The organism is Kribbella sp. NPDC055110 (assembly GCF_053607525.1).
Window position 1 is genome coordinate 365960 of record NZ_JBSGTS010000002.1, and the last position, 15705, is coordinate 381664.

15 protein-coding genes are annotated in these 15705 nt (G+C 68.0%); 4 read left to right on the forward strand and 11 right to left on the reverse strand.

Going from position 1 to position 15705, the window contains the following annotated elements; translation table 11 throughout:
* Nucleotides 1-30 precede the first annotated feature (30 nt).
* The 4 genes from ACWF0M_RS04725 to ACWF0M_RS04740 all read left to right on the forward strand — a co-directional run bounded on the left by ACWF0M_RS04725 (nt 31) and on the right by ACWF0M_RS04740 (nt 6361).
* Complete coding sequence (locus ACWF0M_RS04725; RefSeq protein ID WP_452234243.1) at nt 31-1254, forward strand: MFS transporter; 1224 nt, start codon at nt 31-33, stop codon at nt 1252-1254.
* Between the two features lie 333 nt (nt 1255-1587).
* Nucleotides 1588-3252 carry an ABC transporter ATP-binding protein gene (locus ACWF0M_RS04730; protein WP_452234244.1) on the forward strand — a complete coding sequence of 555 codons (1665 nt, stop codon included), beginning with the start codon at nt 1588-1590 and terminating at the stop codon, nt 3250-3252.
* The gene (locus ACWF0M_RS04735) at nt 3249-5126 is read left to right on the forward strand and encodes an ABC transporter ATP-binding protein (protein WP_452234245.1); all 1878 of its coding nucleotides are present in this window, start codon (nt 3249-3251) and stop codon (nt 5124-5126) included. The genes ACWF0M_RS04730 and ACWF0M_RS04735 overlap by 4 nt, the downstream gene beginning before the upstream one ends.
* 83 nt (nt 5127-5209) lie before the next feature.
* Nucleotides 5210-6361, forward strand: coding sequence for an AAA family ATPase (locus tag ACWF0M_RS04740; RefSeq protein ID WP_452234246.1), 1152 nt, complete (start codon nt 5210-5212; stop codon nt 6359-6361).
* A gap of 195 nt (nt 6362-6556) precedes the next feature.
* Here ACWF0M_RS04740 and ACWF0M_RS04745 read toward each other — a convergent pair whose 3' ends face one another.
* The 11 genes from ACWF0M_RS04745 to ACWF0M_RS04795 all read right to left on the reverse strand — a co-directional run bounded on the left by ACWF0M_RS04745 (nt 6557) and on the right by ACWF0M_RS04795 (nt 15659).
* Nucleotides 6557-7393, reverse strand: coding sequence for a hypothetical protein (locus ACWF0M_RS04745; RefSeq protein ID WP_452234247.1), 837 nt, complete (start codon nt 7391-7393; stop codon nt 6557-6559).
* A gap of 164 nt (nt 7394-7557) precedes the next feature.
* Entirely contained in the window at nt 7558-8280 is a 723-nt protein-coding gene (locus tag ACWF0M_RS04750; RefSeq protein WP_452234248.1) for a CDP-alcohol phosphatidyltransferase family protein, read from the reverse strand.
* Nucleotides 8281-8453: 173 nt separating this feature from the next.
* Nucleotides 8454-8894, reverse strand: a complete 441-nt coding sequence (locus ACWF0M_RS04755; protein ID WP_452234249.1) for a nitroreductase family deazaflavin-dependent oxidoreductase — start codon at nt 8892-8894, stop codon at nt 8454-8456.
* 49 nt (nt 8895-8943) lie between these two features.
* Entirely contained in the window at nt 8944-9477 is a 534-nt protein-coding gene (locus ACWF0M_RS04760; RefSeq protein ID WP_452234250.1) for an SUKH-4 family immunity protein, read from the reverse strand.
* Between the two features lie 68 nt (nt 9478-9545).
* Complete coding sequence (locus ACWF0M_RS04765; protein WP_452234251.1) at nt 9546-9965, reverse strand: SRPBCC domain-containing protein; 420 nt, start codon at nt 9963-9965, stop codon at nt 9546-9548.
* Nucleotides 9966-9982: 17 nt separating this feature from the next.
* Nucleotides 9983-10444 carry a hypothetical protein gene (locus tag ACWF0M_RS04770; RefSeq protein ID WP_452234252.1) on the reverse strand — a complete coding sequence of 154 codons (462 nt, stop codon included), beginning with the start codon at nt 10442-10444 and terminating at the stop codon, nt 9983-9985.
* An 11-nt stretch (nt 10445-10455) separates the two neighbouring features.
* A complete protein-coding gene (locus tag ACWF0M_RS04775) occupies nt 10456-11124 on the reverse strand; it encodes a class F sortase (RefSeq protein WP_452234253.1) in 669 nt (222 codons plus the stop codon).
* 1 nt (nt 11125) lies between these two features.
* Nucleotides 11126-12145, reverse strand: coding sequence for a hypothetical protein (locus ACWF0M_RS04780; protein ID WP_452234254.1), 1020 nt, complete (start codon nt 12143-12145; stop codon nt 11126-11128).
* Nucleotides 12146-12326: 181 nt separating this feature from the next.
* On the reverse strand, nt 12327-13517 hold the full coding sequence (locus ACWF0M_RS04785) for a hypothetical protein (RefSeq protein WP_452234255.1): 1191 nt from the start codon (nt 13515-13517) through the stop codon (nt 12327-12329).
* A gap of 147 nt (nt 13518-13664) precedes the next feature.
* A complete protein-coding gene (locus tag ACWF0M_RS04790; protein ID WP_452234256.1) occupies nt 13665-14768 on the reverse strand; it encodes a PP2C family protein-serine/threonine phosphatase in 1104 nt (367 codons plus the stop codon).
* Between the two features lie 63 nt (nt 14769-14831).
* The gene (locus ACWF0M_RS04795) at nt 14832-15659 is read right to left on the reverse strand and encodes an Fpg/Nei family DNA glycosylase (protein ID WP_452234257.1); all 828 of its coding nucleotides are present in this window, start codon (nt 15657-15659) and stop codon (nt 14832-14834) included.
* Nucleotides 15660-15705 lie beyond the last annotated feature (46 nt).

Here is a 15705-nt window from a genome sequence, read left to right on the forward strand (position 1 = left end):
GTGACTCTGCGGAGTGACAGGTTCACGGCCATGGCATGGGTCGTGAGGGGCGAGTTCCGGAAGCTGTGGATCGGGCAGCTGGTGTCCGCGTCGGGCAGTGCGGTCACCACTGTCGCGCTGCCGCTGGTGGCTGTGCTGAACCTGCAGGCGTCGGCCGTGGAGATGGGTGCGTTGTCCGCGTTGACGATCGCGCCGCATCTGGTGTTCGGGCTGCTCGCCGGCGTCTGGGTCGACAGGTGGTCGCTGCGGCGCGTGCTGATCTGGACCGACCTCGGGCGGCTCCTCCTGCTCGGCTCAGTACCTGCGGCAGCAGCACTGGGATGGCTGCGCATCGAGCAGCTGTACGCCGTCGCCGTACTGACCGGAGTGCTGACTCTGCTGTCCGACACCGCGTCGCAGACGATGATCCCGTCGCTGGTGCCGCGTGCGGACCTGATGCGGGCGAACAGCGCGGCACTGCTCAATCTCAACCTTGCCTCCACGCTCGGACCGTCCGTAGCGGGCTTCCTCGTACAGGTGCTCACGGCACCGTTCGCGATCGTCATCGACGCCGCGTCGTACGTCGTCTCTACGGTGGTCTCGTGCCTCATCCGCGAGCCGGCGCGCGCACCCGCCCGACCGCGCTCCGAGGTGCGTCTGTCAGCCGGTCTGCGGGTGCTGTTCGGCGACCGGATGCTCAGACCGCTCGTGATCTCGGCAGGGATCGCTGCCATGGCCGGATCGATGTCGGGCCCGCTGGTGGTGCTCTTCCTGATCCGTGAGCTGCACAGATCACCGGCGTTCGTCGGTCTGTCCATGACCACGTTCGGAGCTGCTGCGGTGGCCGGAACATTCATCGCCCCCGCCTGGTGCCGCCGGGTCGGTCTCGGCCGCTCCTACCTGTCCGGTGTGGTCCTCGCATCGCTTAACGGCGTCGCCCTGTTCACCGGTGTGACGCCGGTGATCCTCCTCGGACAGGCACTCGCCGGACTCGGCATGTCCCTGTTCGGCGTCCCGCAACGCACCCTGCGCCAGGGGCTCGCGCCGTCGCATCTCGTGGGGCAGGTAACCGCGTCCTGGCGCACTCTGGTGATCGGCGGCCAGACGGTCGGCGCAGCGGTCTCCGGCGTCCTGGCCACTGCCCTGCACATCCGTCCCACCCTCCTGATCGCGACCGCCGGCATGCTCGCCGGCCTTCTGGTTGCCGCCTTCTCACCGCTCCGCGGGCTGCAGGATCTGCCCGAAGGGGAACTGGTCGAGCGATCGGTGGCGTAGTACTGATTGCGGATCGTGATAGGTGCCGGCGACGTTCCGGCGTACGCACGAGATGGGTTATTGCGTTTCATCGGGAGGGAATGGAATTGGCAGGACAAGCGCTTACCCAGTGGGCGATACTGGAAAGTGCGCCGTTTTCAGGTCGCCAAGGGCAGACACGCCCTCACCCCCTTTGACTCGAAGTAGATGGGAAGTGCGCCCGTCCAGATGCCTTCAGTGCACACTGTCCAAGCGCCGTCGATTGCAGCCCCTACCACCCGTGCCCCAGAACGCAGCCGCAACCTGTGGCGGCTCCGTCCTTACCTGAAGCCACACCGTTGGCGCCTCGCGGTGATGTTCTCCACCGCCATGCTGGGCGTCGGCGTCAGTCTCGCCGTTCCACTGGTCACCCGAGCCATCATCGACGGTCCGGTCACCCGCCGCGAGCTGAGCATGCTGGTCCCGCTCGCACTGCTGGCCCTCGGGCTCAGCATCGCCGAGGTCATCCTGGTCTGGATGCGCCGCTGGGCGCAGTCCCGGACCGTCAGCGACCTCGAGGCCACGCTCCGGCACGACCTGTACGTCCGTCTGCAGTCCCTGCCGATGGAGTTCCACACCCGCTGGCAGAGCGGTCAGCTGCTCTCCCGCGTCACCACCGACCTGTCCACGATCCGCCGGTTCATGGGCTTCGGTCTGCTGTTCCTGGTGATGAACGTCCTGCAGCTGGTCGTGGTCACGATCCTGCTGCTCCAGCTGTACTGGCCGCTCGGCCTCGTGGTCCTGGTGGCCGCCGTGCCGATCGTCATGGTGTCGCTGAAGTTCGAGAAGAAGTACCTGCGGATCTCCCGCAAGGTCCAGGACCAGCAGGGTGACCTGGCCACCCGGATCGAGGAGTCGGCGCTCGGCTTCCGGGTGATCAAGGCGTTCGGCCGGCGGCCGCACGTCCAGGGTCAGTTCGACGACGAGGCGACCAGGCTGTACGACACCGAGGTCGAGAAGGTCCGGCTCGCCTCGCGGTTCTGGAGCTTCCTCGGCGTCATCCCGAACCTGACCCTGGTGATCGTCCTGCTGCTCGGCGCGCTCGCCGTCGGCCGGGAGGCGATCACGCTCGGCACCCTGGTCGCGTTCATCACGCTGATGCTGTCGCTGGTCTGGCCGGTCACCTCGCTCGGCGCGATCCTGGCGATGGCGCAGGAGTCGATGACCGCGGCGGACCGGATCAGCGAGATCCTCGACACCTACACGGTGATCAAGCCCGGCTCGGAGGAACTCACGAACGCGCGGGGTCACCTGCGCTTCGAGCACGTCGGGTTCCGGTTCTCCGACGACTCCACCGAGGTGCTGCACGACATCAACCTCGACCTGGCCCCTGGTACGACGCTCGCACTGGTCGGCGCCACCGGGTCCGGCAAGACCACTCTGACCGCACTGGTCCCCCGGCTGTACGACGTGACCGCCGGACGGATCACCATCGACGGGCACGACATCCGGGACCTGTCCCTGGTGTCGCTGCGGACGGCTGTCGCGTCCGCGTTCGACGACCCGACCCTGTTCTCCATGAGCGTCCGGGAGAACCTGACCCTCGGCCGTCCGGACGCCACCGAGGCAGACGTCCAGCAGGCGCTGGACATCGCTCAGGCGCAGTTCGCCAACGACCTCCCGTGGGGCCTGGAGACACGCGTCGGCGAGCAGGGCATGTCGCTGTCGGGCGGTCAGCGGCAGCGGCTCGCACTGGCTCGTGCAGTGCTCGCCAAGCCCGCCGTACTGGTGCTGGACGACACCCTGTCCGCTCTCGACGTACACACCGAGGCGCTGGTCGAGGAGGCACTGCGGAACGTGCTCTCCGAGACCACCGGCATCGTGGTCGCGCACCGCGCGTCGACGGTGATGCTGGCCGACCAGGTCGCTCTGCTGCAGAACGGCACAGTCACGCACGTAGGAACCCATCAGGAGCTGCTCGCAACGGTCCCGGCGTACCGGCACCTGCTGGCAGCGGAGGAAGAGGAGGTGCACGCATGACGACGACAACCCAGCAGACACCTCCTCCTAGCGAACCGGAGGATGAGCAGCCGGAGGAGCAGAAGTGGCGGGGTCTGTTCGAGGAAGACCCCGACCGGGAGATCTCTCGTGCGACCAGCATCCGGCTGAAGGAGGACTCCCGGAAGCTGCTCGGTGAACTGCTCCGGCCGTACAAGAAGCTCATCTGGCTGCTGGTCGCGATCGTGCTCGTCGAGAACGGCGCCCGGCTCGCCGTGCCGTACCTGGTCCACCTGGGCATCGACAACGGCATCCCCCCGATCCTGGCGGGCGAGGGCTCCCAGCAGCTGGTCACGATCGTCATCGTCGTGCTGGCGGCGGCGTTGATCCAGGCCTTTGCGCGGCAGCTGTTCCTGATGCGCTCGGGCCGGCTCGGTCAGACCATCCTGCTCGGTCTGCGGCGCCGGGTGTTCGACCACTTCCAGCGGCTCAGCCCGGCGTTCCACGACAAGTTCACGTCAGGCCGGGTGATCTCCCGGCTGACGTCCGACGTCGGCGTCATCGACGAGATGCTGGCGAGCGGGTTCGACAGCCTGGTCACCGCAGTGCTGACTCTGGTCGGCACGTCGATCATCCTGCTCACGCTCGACGTGAAGCTCGGTCTGCTCGCGCTGCTGTCGTTCCCGGCGCTGCTGATCCTGACAGCGTGGTTCCGGAAGCGGTCCGCGGCGGTCTACCGGCAGACGCGGGAGGCCGTCGTCCTGGTCATCGTGCACTTCGTCGAGTCGATGACCGGCATCCGCGCGGTGCAGGCGTTCCGCCGGGAGCCGCGCAACGAGGAGATCTTCCACGGCGTCAACGACCGGTACCGGAAGGCGAACCTCGAGGCGTTCCGGCTGAACGCGATCTTCATGCCGGCGATCAAGGGCGTCGGCAACATCACGATCGTCGCGATCCTGGCGTACGGCGGCTACCAGGCGTACCACGGGCACGTGACGGTCGGCGTACTGACCGCGTTCCTGCTCTACCTGCGGCAGTTCTTCGAGCCGCTGCAGGACATCACGCAGTTCTACAACACGTTCCTGTCCGCTTCGGCAGCGTTGGAGAAGCTGTCCGGCGTGCTGAACGAGACACCGGACGTGCCGGAGCCGATCCAGCCGGCCAAGCCAGGCCCGGCGCGCGGTCACCTGGAACTGCGGAACGTGCGCTTCGAGTACGTCGACGGCGTACCGGTGCTGCCCGGTCTGCAGCTGGACGTGCCGGCCGGCCAGACTCTGGCCCTGGTCGGTACGACGGGTGCCGGGAAGACCACGATCGCGAAACTGGTGGCACGGTTCTACGACCCGACGAGCGGGCACCTGCTGCTCGACGGTGTCGACCTCCGGGACCTGGCCGAGGACGACCTGCGCGAGCGGGTCGTGATGGTGACGCAGGAGAACTTCCTGTTCACCGGCTCGGTCGCCGACAACATCCGGTTCGGCAAACCGGACGCGACGATGGAGGAGGTCGTCGAGGCCGCGAAGGTGATCGGCGCGCACGACTTCATCGCGGCGCTGCCCAACGGATACGACACCGCGGTCGAGAAGCGCGGTTCCCGGCTCTCGGCTGGTCAGCGGCAGCTGGTCGCGTTCGCGCGGGCGTTCCTGGCGAACCCCGCCGTACTGATTCTGGACGAGGCGACGTCCAGCCTGGACATCCCCAGCGAACGCCTCATCCAGCGGGCGCTGAAGACGATCCTGGCCGACCGTACGGCGATCGTCATCGCGCACCGCTTGTCCACCGTCGAGACCGCCGACCGCGTCCTGGTCCTGGAATACGGCCAGATCATCGAGGACGGCCGTCCCGACCACCTCATCACCATGGACGACGGCCACTACGCCGGACTCCACCAGGCCTGGGAAGAATCCCTGGCCTGACGGCAACGGGCGCGTGGGTTTCTCCCACGCGCCCGTCCTGTTGTCAGTACGGACTGTCGGCGCGCGTCGGTACCGTGGCTGGCATGTTGACGACGTTGGCGGTGGAGAACTACCGGTCGCTGCGGCGGGTGGTGATGCCGTTGCGTGGTCTGAACGTTGTGACCGGGGCGAACGGGACGGGGAAGTCGAGTCTCTACCGGGCGCTGCGGTTGCTGGCTGATGCTTCGCGCAACGGTGCGGTGGCGGCGCTGGCGCGGGAAGGCGGTCTGCAGTCGACGCTGTGGGCGGGGCCGGAGCATGTCCGGAAGGATCGGCCCACGCAAGGCACGCGGCGGACCGGGCCGGTGACGTTGCGGATGGGGTTCGCGGGAGACGACTACGGCTATCTGATGGATCTCGGGTTGCCGATCCCGAACGGATCGGAGTTCGATCTAGATCCGGAGATCAAGCGCGAAGCGTTGTGGGCGGGGCCGTTCCTGCGGCCGGCTGCGTTGCTGGTCGAGCGAACCAACCGTGAGGTGCGGATCCGGGCGGCGAGTGGTGAATGGCAGCGCGGCGGGCATCAGCTCGAGACGTTCGACAGCATGTTGAGCGAGTTCGCGGACCCGGAACGCGCGCCCGAGCTGCTGCTGGTGCGGGAGCGCCTGCGGGGCTGGCGGTTCTACGACCACTTCCGGACCGACGCGACAGCGCCCGCCCGCCGAGTCCAGGTCGGCACGCGCACCGCCGTACTCTCCGGGGACGGCTCGGACGTGGCTGCTGCTCTGCAGACGGTTCGGGAGCTAGGTCCTCGAGGAGCCTTGGAGGAGGCGATCGAGCTCGCATTTCCCGGGAGCCGCGTCCAGATCACCAACACCGCGGGCCGTTTCGAGATCGCCTTTCAGCAGCACGGGTTGCTGCGCCCGCTCTCCGGTGCCGAGCTGTCCGACGGCACCCTCAGATATCTCCTGTGGGTCGCCGCGTTGCTCACCCCGAGACCGCCGGAACTCCTCGTTCTCAACGAGCCCGAGACCAGCCTCCACCCCGATCTCCTGCCGGCGCTCGCCAACCTGGTGGTCACCGCGGCGAAAGAGACGCAGGTCATCGTCGTCACCCACTCCCGCCCGTTCATCGCCTCGCTGGAGGCCCTCTCCCCCGACCTCCAGACGATCGAACTCGTCAAGGAGAAAGGCGCGACCACCATCACCGGTCAACGCCCATTGGACGAGCCGCCGTGGAAGTGGCCGAGCCGTTAGAACTTCGACCCGGAGTTGCCGGGCGAGGAGACACCTTCTCGGTGCTGCGGACAGGGAATATCAGGTCCCAGCCCACCAGAACCTGTCTCACGGCCCCGCAGTTCACCCACCTATCGGACCGAAGAGCCGTCTTCGGCGAAATTCCGGCGCTATCACAGGAAATCCTCCCACCGGCACCGGCTTCTCGTCGCGCGGCTAGGCCTTGACGCTTTCGAAGCGGACGAGGATGACTGAACCGGCGGCGGACAGGAAGAAGCCGGCGACCGCGGCCGGCCACCATCCGGCGCGTACGGCGTCGTTGAGGACGAAGACGCCGACGGCGGCCGGGGTGATGGTCTGCAACGCGATCATCGGCGTGGTGGCCAGCGTCACCGAACCGCGTTGCAGCGCGAGCGAGTAGAGGATGAACGCGAGCGCGCCGCTGATCGGCAGCGTGTAGAGCGTGGGGCTCCGGACGAGTTCGCTCATCGACCCGTCCTGCAACAGGCGCGCCGAGATCGCAACCCCGGCGTACCCGAGACCGGCAAGCATCCCGAGCAGCGCGGTGGAAACACCGTGCTGCGAACGACTGGCAACAGCACCCAGCGCGGCGATGACGACGAGCCCCACGATGATGCCGATCGTGAGCCCGTGATGCTGCGCACTGGCGCCCGCATCGCCCGCGGCCACCGCGAGGAGACCGAGCCCGACGCAGACGCCGATCACCGCGGACCACTCGAGCGCACTCAACTTGTCCGACATCAACCGGGTCGCGAGCAACGCCGTCACGACCAGACTGACCGCGATCCCCGCCTGCGCCAGGTACAACGGCAGCAGCCGTAGCGCGACGAAATGCAGCCCGAATCCGGCGAGGTTCAGCGCCAATGCACCGAGGAACGCGGGCTGCTTGAGCAGCGCCAGCACGAACCCGCCGAGCCGCCGCGGATCCAGCTCCGACTCGGTCGGCACCTTCCGCGAACCAACGGCCTGCAGGATCGCCCCGACACCGAACAGCACCGCGGCGCCGAGCGCCGCGCCGAGACCGAGAACCACTAGGCCATGCCTCCCAACCTCACATCGTAGCGAGCAGGTGCTCGGTGCGGTGGCTCGGCGTGCGGGAGCGAAGGTCTCGATGCGGAGCATCGTGGCCTTTGCTCACGTGCGGCGAGGTGCCGTGCCGAGTGCCGCGCAGTAGGCGTGAGGTTGGGAGGCATGGCCTACGAAACGACCTTGCGGCGCCAGGTGAGGTAGAGGCTGAGGGCGCCGTAGTAGACCAGGTAGGCCAGCGAGATCGCTACCACGATCGCGTTCGGGTTCGGCATCTGTGCGAGGAGTACGGCGTACGACGCGAGCCAGATCGCGGTCGTCAACAGGTTCAGCGAGCGGAACGCCTTCGTGCGCGACGGGTACACGTACTTCACCGGGATGAAGACGAGCACCGAGCAGACCACCAGGATGATGCCGGTGCTGACCGGGCTGAGGCCGAGCACGACGACGTAGAACGCGACCACGTTCCAGTAGCTCGGGAACCCGAGGAAGAAGTGGTCCTCGGTCTTCGCGTCAACGCGGCAGAACTGGTAGCTGGAGGCAAGCAGCGGGAGCGCGCCGAGGACCGCGCCCCAGGTCCCGGACGGGAGGTAGCCGCCGGTCCACAGCAGCACGATCGGCGCGAACGCGTACGTCAGGTAGTCGACGATGTTGTCCAGCATCGCGCCGTCGAACCACGGGATGGTCTCCTTCACCCGCAGCCGGCGTGCGAGCATCCCGTCGGTGCCGTCGATCACCAGAGCCGCGAGCCCGAGCCAGAGTGCCCGGACGGCGTCGCCGTCGATGGCGGCGATCACGATCAGCAGCGCGAGCACCGTTCCGCTCGCGGTATAGGCATGCAGTGCAAGTCCGGCCAGACGCAGCCGCGTCGACCCGACGAACGGTTCCTGCACCGCGTCGTGTGTGGTCAGGACAACTCCCAGAACTCAAGCGACGCAGCGCGTCGGGCCGGGTCGAGGTGGACCCAGCCGTCGCCAGCGTCTCACAAGCCTGGTCTCGCCCCAGTGACCGACCGTCATCTCCTCCAGATCTTTGCAAGGACTTAGTCAGCCACGGGGCGTTGGAACTACGCGACCGGGTCGAGCAGGAAGAGCGGGATCTTCCGGGTGGTCTTGGTCTGGTACTCGGCGTACGGCGGGTACGCGGCGACGGCCCGCGGCCACCACTCGTCGTACTCCGCGCCCTCGATCTCGCGGGCCACGTACTCCTTGGTGGTCTCGCCGTCCTGCAGGGTGAGCTTCGGGTCGGCCTTCAAGTTGAAATACCAGACGGGGTGCTTGGGAGCGCCGCCGAGCGAGGCGACCGCGGCGTACACGCCGTCGTGCTCGACTCGCATCAGCGGGACCTTCCGGATCTTGCCGGACTTGGCGCCGCGCATGGTCAGCAGCACCACCTTCATACCCTTGATGTCGACCGCCGCGGTGGTCCCGGCCGCGGCGACCTTCTCGACCTGGTCCCGCACCCAGCCGGTCGGGCTCGGGGCGTAGTCGTCACTGTTCGATGTCATATCACCAATCATAATGGTGACACATCAACATGCCACCCCCGGCGCGTCGTCAGTTCTCCTCGAGTGCCGTGCCGCGCAGCCGATCGAGGACCTTCGACCACCAGGTACCCGAGTTCCGGATCGCGTACGGGTCCCGCTCGTGCAGCAGCAAGGCGAGCTCCTCGATCGACAGCCGATCCTCCTCGACCGTAGCCGACCCCTTCGCGGAGTAGACGGCGAACCGCAGTAGGAACTCCGCGAAAACCGAGAGCGAACTGTTGACCACCTCGTACTGCGGATGCTCGTCGACGACACTGCACAGGACGACGACGCCGTTCCGGACGTCCAGGAAGTACCGGAGCTCGGGCAGGTCACGCGGCCCGCCGATGAACAGCGCGAGGTTCTCCTCGCCGTCGGCCGATGTCATCCGCTGCACCGCGAGCATGCCGGGCTCGCCCACCACGTCGATCGTGAACAGCGGTCCGGCCTCGACCGGCAGGCCGACCTCGACCAGCGTCTCGGCATCCGGCGCCGACAGCCCGAGCAACTCCACCTCGCCGGGATCCAGCGTCGCGAGGTTCTCGTCACCCAGAACCTCGATCAACTGCTCAACCGTTTGCACGCAGACCCTCCAGCCTGATCGGGAGCCCGCAAGCTACAAGCCCAGCAGGGTCAGAGCGTCGGGGCCAGGTTGGTCAGGGTGGTGAGGGCGTTGTCCCAAGCCTGGGCGGACTGATCCGCGTCGTGTTCGCTGTCGAGGCGGTCGAAGCCTGATTCGACGACCAACAGGCGGGTGCCTTCACCTTCCGGGGTGAGGGTGAACTCGACCAGGTTCGCGTTGCCCGGCGCCGGTTCCACACCGGGATCGACGGCGTACCGGTACGCGAACCGCCGGCCCGGCTCGAGCTTCTCCACGAACCCGATGAACTCGCCGTGCTCGTCCCATCGCATCACCAGCCGCCCACCCGGGCGCAGGTCGATCTCCGCGCCACCGAACGCGTACCACCGGGCGAACACCTCGGGCTGCGTCACCGCGGCCCACACCGTCTCCGGCCGAGCCTCGACGTACACCTCACGCTCAACGCTGTCCATGCCGCCCATCCTGCCCCTCAAACGGCGCAGGACCGCAGCTGCGTCGCGGTCGCGATCGTCGCCTCGATCCATCGGCGGCGCAGGAAGTGCGCCTTCAGCAGCCGGTGCACGCCGTCCAGCACGACCAGCCGGCCGCGGTACGCGACCAGGTTGATCGGGAAGTCGAGGTCCGCGTCCATCACCCGCTGGTAGTGCGCGCGGAAGTTCATCGGCGTCTCCGCGACCTGATGCGGCGTGACCCTGAACCGCTCGCTCTCGAGCTGCCACAGCGGCAGGTCGAACATCCAGACCAGGTCCGCGATCTCGACCGGCTCTACCTTCAGCTCGAGCTCCCACAGCTTCGCGAGGTTCCAGCGGTACGGCGGGAAGACCTCCCGCAACGGGTCCGGCATCATCGCGACAAGTTCCTCGAACGAGACCTCCGGCGCCGCCCGATCCGCGCGTGCGCCGAACGTGTCGCCCAGCCCATCGATCGTCACGACGGAGCAGGCTACGCCATCGGCAGGGCGACGACGACCACGTTGCTGAGGTAGACCTCGCCGTTCCAGTCCTCGCACGTCACGAGCACGAGCCGCCCACGCACGCTCTGGTCGAACAGCTGCGCCGCACGCTTCGCCAACGTGGCCTTCCGGTACGTCGTCACAGTGGCAACCCGGTACGGCACCTGACCACGCGCCGTCGACACCCGCACCACCGATCCGGGGACCAACTTGCCGAGGTTGTCGAACGCGCCGCCGCCGTTGTGAACCGTGTGGCCAGTGATCACGGCCGAACCGCGCTTGCTCCCGGGCTGCGCTCCCCCGGACCACCAACCGACCTTCGACGCATCGGACGGCGGGGTCAAGGCGGCATGTACGGCGTCGATCGCAAGGACCTGCGCGGTCACGCCCAACTGCGGGATGCTGATGCCCGTAGGCCTTCCGGCGCGCGCTGTCGCCGTACGACTGGTCGACGAACTGGGAACGGCTGCAGTCTTGCCCAAGACTGCTAACGGCGTCGGGGCAGCCGATGGTGTCGGCAGAGTCGACGACGCACCGGCTTGATCGTCACCGCCGAACTGCAGGTACGCGCCGGCCGCGAGTACGCCGGCACCCGCAAGCGCGACCACCCCACTCCACCGAAGTGGAGCAGGGCGGCCGCGCCGACGGGCAGAGCTCATGTCAGGCCTGCTCGACGCTGTGCTTCCCGCGTCGACGAAGCGCGACGACTCCGGCACCGGCGAGCATCGTGCCGCCGGCCACGAGCAGCAGACCACCCGCGAGACCGAACGGACTGTTGCCTCCGGCAACCGAATTGGCGGCCGGTCCGCCGAAGCCGGCGTCGACCTCGGTCGGCACCCCGGCCGTCGGGGTGTCACTCGGTACGTCGGCAGCCGGCGTCGACTCGGTGGCCGTCGGAGGCGTGTCCGACGGGCTGGTCGACGTACCCGGCGAGGTCGGCATCGTGGCCGGCGTGGTGGCCGGCGTCTCCGACGGGCTGACCGGAGGCGTGTCCGTGGTCGTGGGCGGAGTCGTCGGCGGGGTGTCCGTCGTGGTCGGCGGAGTCGTCGGCGGCGTTTCCTTGGTCGTCGGCGGAGTCGTTGGCGGCGTGGTGGGCGGCGTGTCCGTCGACGTCGGCTGCGTGGTCGGCGGGCTCGTCGGCGGGGTGGTGGGAGGCGTCGTGTCGCAACCCTTCACCCAGAACACCTTGTGCTTCTTGTCGGCGCCGATCGAGCCGGGCGCGTTCACGGTCAGCTTCACGTGGTAGCCCTGCTGCGGGTGCGGCTGACCGGTGAACTTCAGCGTGTAGACCACGCGCGCGTCCAGGTCGGTGCCGCCGCCGGCCGGGTCCTCGCCGATGAACGGGTGCAGGTCGCCGGACACGACCTGCAGTCCGGCGTCCGCCGTCGGCGCCTGGTCCTCGAAGGTCACCGCAGCCTTGTACGAGTCGCCCTTGTCGTAGTTGTAGAACTCGACGGCGAACGTGCAGCCCTGGTGCGGGTTGTTGTCGGGCGGGCCGCTCTGGATGTCGGCGTCTTCGATCTTCACGGTGCCGTTGTTACCCGGCGGGTTGTGACCGCCGGTCTGGTCGGCGTTGGCGGAGGGCGCGACGAGCAGTGCCGTTGCGCCGAGAAGCAGGGATAGCGCTCCGGCGCCGGCGAAGATGCCGGCGGCCCGGGAGCGAACGCCCGTGTGGGTCATGTCCGTCCTCGAACGAGTGCAGGGGAAAATCCTCTGAGACGTATTGCGGTTCCGTTACAGCAGCCAATGCCGTTCGGTAACGATTGGCCTCGCGCTCGTCCTGGTTGTCCACAGGCCTTCACGGCAAGGCCTGTGGGCAACGCGCTGCAGTGGTTCACGACGATCGCCGATGTGTGTCAGGTCATCGGGCGTGGCGGCCGTGGCGGCGGAGGGATGCGATCGCACCACCCGCGAGGAGCATGCCGCCGAGTGTCATCAGCAAGCCGCCGGCTTCGCTCGATCCGCCGCCAGTGGTCGCCGCGACCGGACGGGTCGGCGGACCGGGCAGACCAGCATCCACAGCAGTCGGTACGCCGGAACTCGCCGACCTCGTGTGGTGCGTCGGCACCGGCGTCGTGGCACTCGTCGGCGGCGCGCTACTCGGCACCGTGCTCGACGGCGTACCCGGAGGCACCGTCGGCGTAGTCGCAGGCGTCGTAGGCGGCGTACTCGGAGGTGTCGTCGGCGGCGTCGTCGGTGTGGTGGTCGGAGGCGTCGTCGGAGGCGTTGTAGGTGGTGTCGTCGGAGGCGTCGTGGGTGGCGTGGTGGGCGGCGTCGTCGGTGGCGTTGTAGGTGGTGTCGTGGGCGGCGTCGTCGGAGGCGTTGTAGGTGGTGTCGTCGGAGGCGTCGTGGGTGGCGTGGTGGGCGGCGTCGTGGGCGGCGTCGTGGGCGGCGTTGTAGGTGGCGTTGTAGGTGGCGTTGTAGGTGGCGTTGTAGGTGGTGTCGTCGGAGGCGTCGTGGGCGGCGTTGTGGGTGGCGTCGTAGGCGGCGTGGTTGGAGGCGTTGTGGGTGGCGTCGTGGGCGGCGTGGTCGGGGGTGTCGTCGGGGGTGGGGCGTCGCAGCCCTTGACCCAGAAGACCTTGTGTTTGGTGTCGTTGCCCTGGGAGCCGGGGGCGTGGACGGTGACCTTGACGTGGTAGCCCTGGATTGGATGCGGCTGGCCGGTGAACTTCAGCGTGTAGACCACGCGCGCGTCCAGGTCGTTGCCACCACCCGCCGGATCACCGCCGATGAACGGTGTGAGGTCGCCGGACACGACCTGCAGTCCGCCGTCCGCCGTCGGCGCCTGATCCTCGAAGATCACCTGCGCGTTGTACGGCCCCTCGTCGAAGTTGTAGAACTCGACGGTGAACGAGCATCCCTGGTGCGGATTGTTCTCGGGCGGCCGGTCGCCGACCTCCACCCCGTCGATCTTGATGGTCCCGTTGTTCCCCGGCGGCGCAGCCATCGCCGCGCCCGCCATTGCCGCACTGTCCGGCCCGGCATCCCCGCCCGGCCGAACGACCATCGCGGCGGCGCCGATCAGCACCGTGAGCGCTCCAGCGGCAGCCACGATTCCGGCAGCCTGAGCGCGAATCCCCTTGACGACCATCCCCAGTCCCCTTGTCTCACCTGCAGCCATAGCATCGGCGGACATCTCAGCAGCAGTATGCCCATCTCGTTGCCCAAGTCAACAAAACCGGGGATGACAACGAGAGACTTAGTTGCCTCCGGCATGGGCCATGCGGTGGATGATGACGATCGCCGAGTCGTCTCCCGGGCCGCCGGCCGACGCGACCAGTTCCGCGGCCGCCCCGACGAACCCCTGACCCACAAGCCGTTCCGCGAATCCCGCCAGGCGGTCCGTACCGCGGCCGATGTCCTGCCGCGGCGTCTCGACCATCCCGTCGCTGTACAGGAACAACGCGTCGCCGAGCTTCAGCAGCCCGCGGTTCACCGCGAACTCCGGCGCCTCCATCAGCCCGAGCAGCGGCCCGTCCGCGTCGCGCGTCTGCCACCGCCCCGACCACGCGTCGAACTGGATCGCCGGCGGATGCCCGGCCGTCCGTACGTCGAACTCACCGGTCCGCAGGTCCAGCACGACATGCACCACGGTCGCGAAGTCGTCGTCCCAGTCCTGCCGGCGGATGTACCGGTTCGCCGATGGCAGGAACTCCTCTTCCCGTACGACGCCGAGCAGCCCGCCGAACGCCCCGGACAGCAGTAGCGCCCGCGTCCCCGCGTCGATGCCCTTGCCGGAGACATCGACCAGCGCCACCTCGAGTACGTCGTCGTGCATCGTCGACACCACGAAGTCGCCGGAGAACGTCGACCCACCGGCGGACTGGATCGCGACCTCGACGCGCCATCCGGCGGGCAATGCCGGCATCTCCCCCTGCGCGGTGAGGATGTCCCGGAGCTCCATCAGCATCGACTCGCTCCGAGTGCCGGCCACACCGAGCCGGCTGCGCACCTTGGCGCTGGTGATCATGATCCAGCCGACGATCACGAGCACCAGCACGAAGCCGATCCGGGGCAGGGTGATGCCGCGGGACAGGACGACGTACGCACCGAACGCCGTCGTGATCCCGGTCAGCGCCACCAGTTCCCCGAACTGCAGCAGCACGCCGCCGACCACCAGCGGGACGATCAGGAAGGACACCGGCACGAGGGCCATCCAGGCGTCGCTCGCGATCGAGATCAGCAGCTGCACCAGCACCAGGGCGACGAACGCCACCCGGTGCGAACGGCGGGCACGACGACCCAGCGCCTCGACCCGGCGGCCGATGCGTCGTACCAGCGCAAGTCCGCCGCTCTTCCTCATGGTGTGAAGAAGATAACGGTACCGATCGGTCCGCGCATCAATTCGCAACACAACTGATGGGCTTCAGCTCTTGCGAGTGAGTCCGGTTCGCTGGCATTTGGGACACCAGAACAAGTTACGGCCCGCGAGGATCTTCGTGCGAATCACCGAGTGACAGACGTAGCACCGTTGCCCTTGGCGCCGGTACACGTACACCTCACCGCCGTGGTCGTCCCTGCGCGCGTCACGTCCCATCGCCTCCGGAGTGTGGTCGTCGGCAACGGTGTCGATCCGGCCGGTCTCCACGCCGTACTTCATGAGGGCGAGCAGGTCGTCCCACATGCCCTGCCACTCGCGCTTCTTCACGACGTTGCCGGGTGTCATCGGGTTCAGCTTGGCCCGGAACAGCACCTCGGCGCGGTACACGTTGCCGACGCCGCTCAGCACGTCCTGGTTCATCAGGAGCTGACCGATCGGCAGCTTGCTACGGTGGATCCGCTTCCATGCCAGGTCCGGATCCGCGTCGTCCCGCAGCGGGTCCGGACCAAGCCGCCCGAGCAGCTTGTCGCGTTCCTCGTCGGTGATCACCTCGCACACGGTGGCGCCGCGCAGATCGGCGTACGCCGTCGCGTTCTGCAGCCTGAGCCGGACCTGACCGACGGGCTCGGGCACCGGCGCCGGACGGATGTCCATCTTCCCGATCAGCCCAAGGTGGATGTGCAGCCAGCCCGCACCCTCGAAGTCGGCCAGGAAGTGCTTGCCGTGGGCCTCGGTCTGCCGCAGCAAGTGCCCGTCGAGCAACGCCGCCCCCTCGACGAACCGCTCCTGCGGACTCGACGCCCGAACCAGGCGACCACCGAACGCATCCCACACATCGTTCGCCAGGCGGTGCAGCGTATGTCCTTCAGGCATCATTACCTCTTATGGGGACGACAGGTGGTTCCAAGACACCCACGCC

Bases quoted from the DNA above. Each gene is read 5' to 3' on its own strand.
- ACWF0M_RS04780 (WP_452234254.1), bottom strand. From the start codon at position 12,145: ATGACCCACACGGGCGTTCGCTCCCGGGCCGCCGGCATCTTCGCCGGC.
- ACWF0M_RS04730 (WP_452234244.1), top strand. From the start codon at position 1,588: ATGTTCTCCACCGCCATGCTGGGCGTCGGCGTCAGTCTCGCCGTTCCA.
- ACWF0M_RS04735 (WP_452234245.1), top strand. From the start codon at position 3,249: ATGACGACGACAACCCAGCAGACACCTCCTCCTAGCGAACCGGAGGAT.
- ACWF0M_RS04740 (WP_452234246.1), top strand. From the start codon at position 5,210: ATGTTGACGACGTTGGCGGTGGAGAACTACCGGTCGCTGCGGCGGGTG.
- ACWF0M_RS04755 (WP_452234249.1), bottom strand. From the start codon at position 8,894: ATGACATCGAACAGTGACGACTACGCCCCGAGCCCGACCGGCTGGGTG.
- ACWF0M_RS04725 (WP_452234243.1), top strand. From the start codon at position 31: ATGGCATGGGTCGTGAGGGGCGAGTTCCGGAAGCTGTGGATCGGGCAG.
- ACWF0M_RS04775 (WP_452234253.1), bottom strand. From the start codon at position 11,124: ATGAGCTCTGCCCGTCGGCGCGGCCGCCCTGCTCCACTTCGGTGGAGT.
- ACWF0M_RS04790 (WP_452234256.1), bottom strand. From the start codon at position 14,768: ATGAGGAAGAGCGGCGGACTTGCGCTGGTACGACGCATCGGCCGCCGG.
- ACWF0M_RS04795 (WP_452234257.1), bottom strand. From the start codon at position 15,659: ATGCCTGAAGGACATACGCTGCACCGCCTGGCGAACGATGTGTGGGAT.
- ACWF0M_RS04765 (WP_452234251.1), bottom strand. From the start codon at position 9,965: ATGGACAGCGTTGAGCGTGAGGTGTACGTCGAGGCTCGGCCGGAGACG.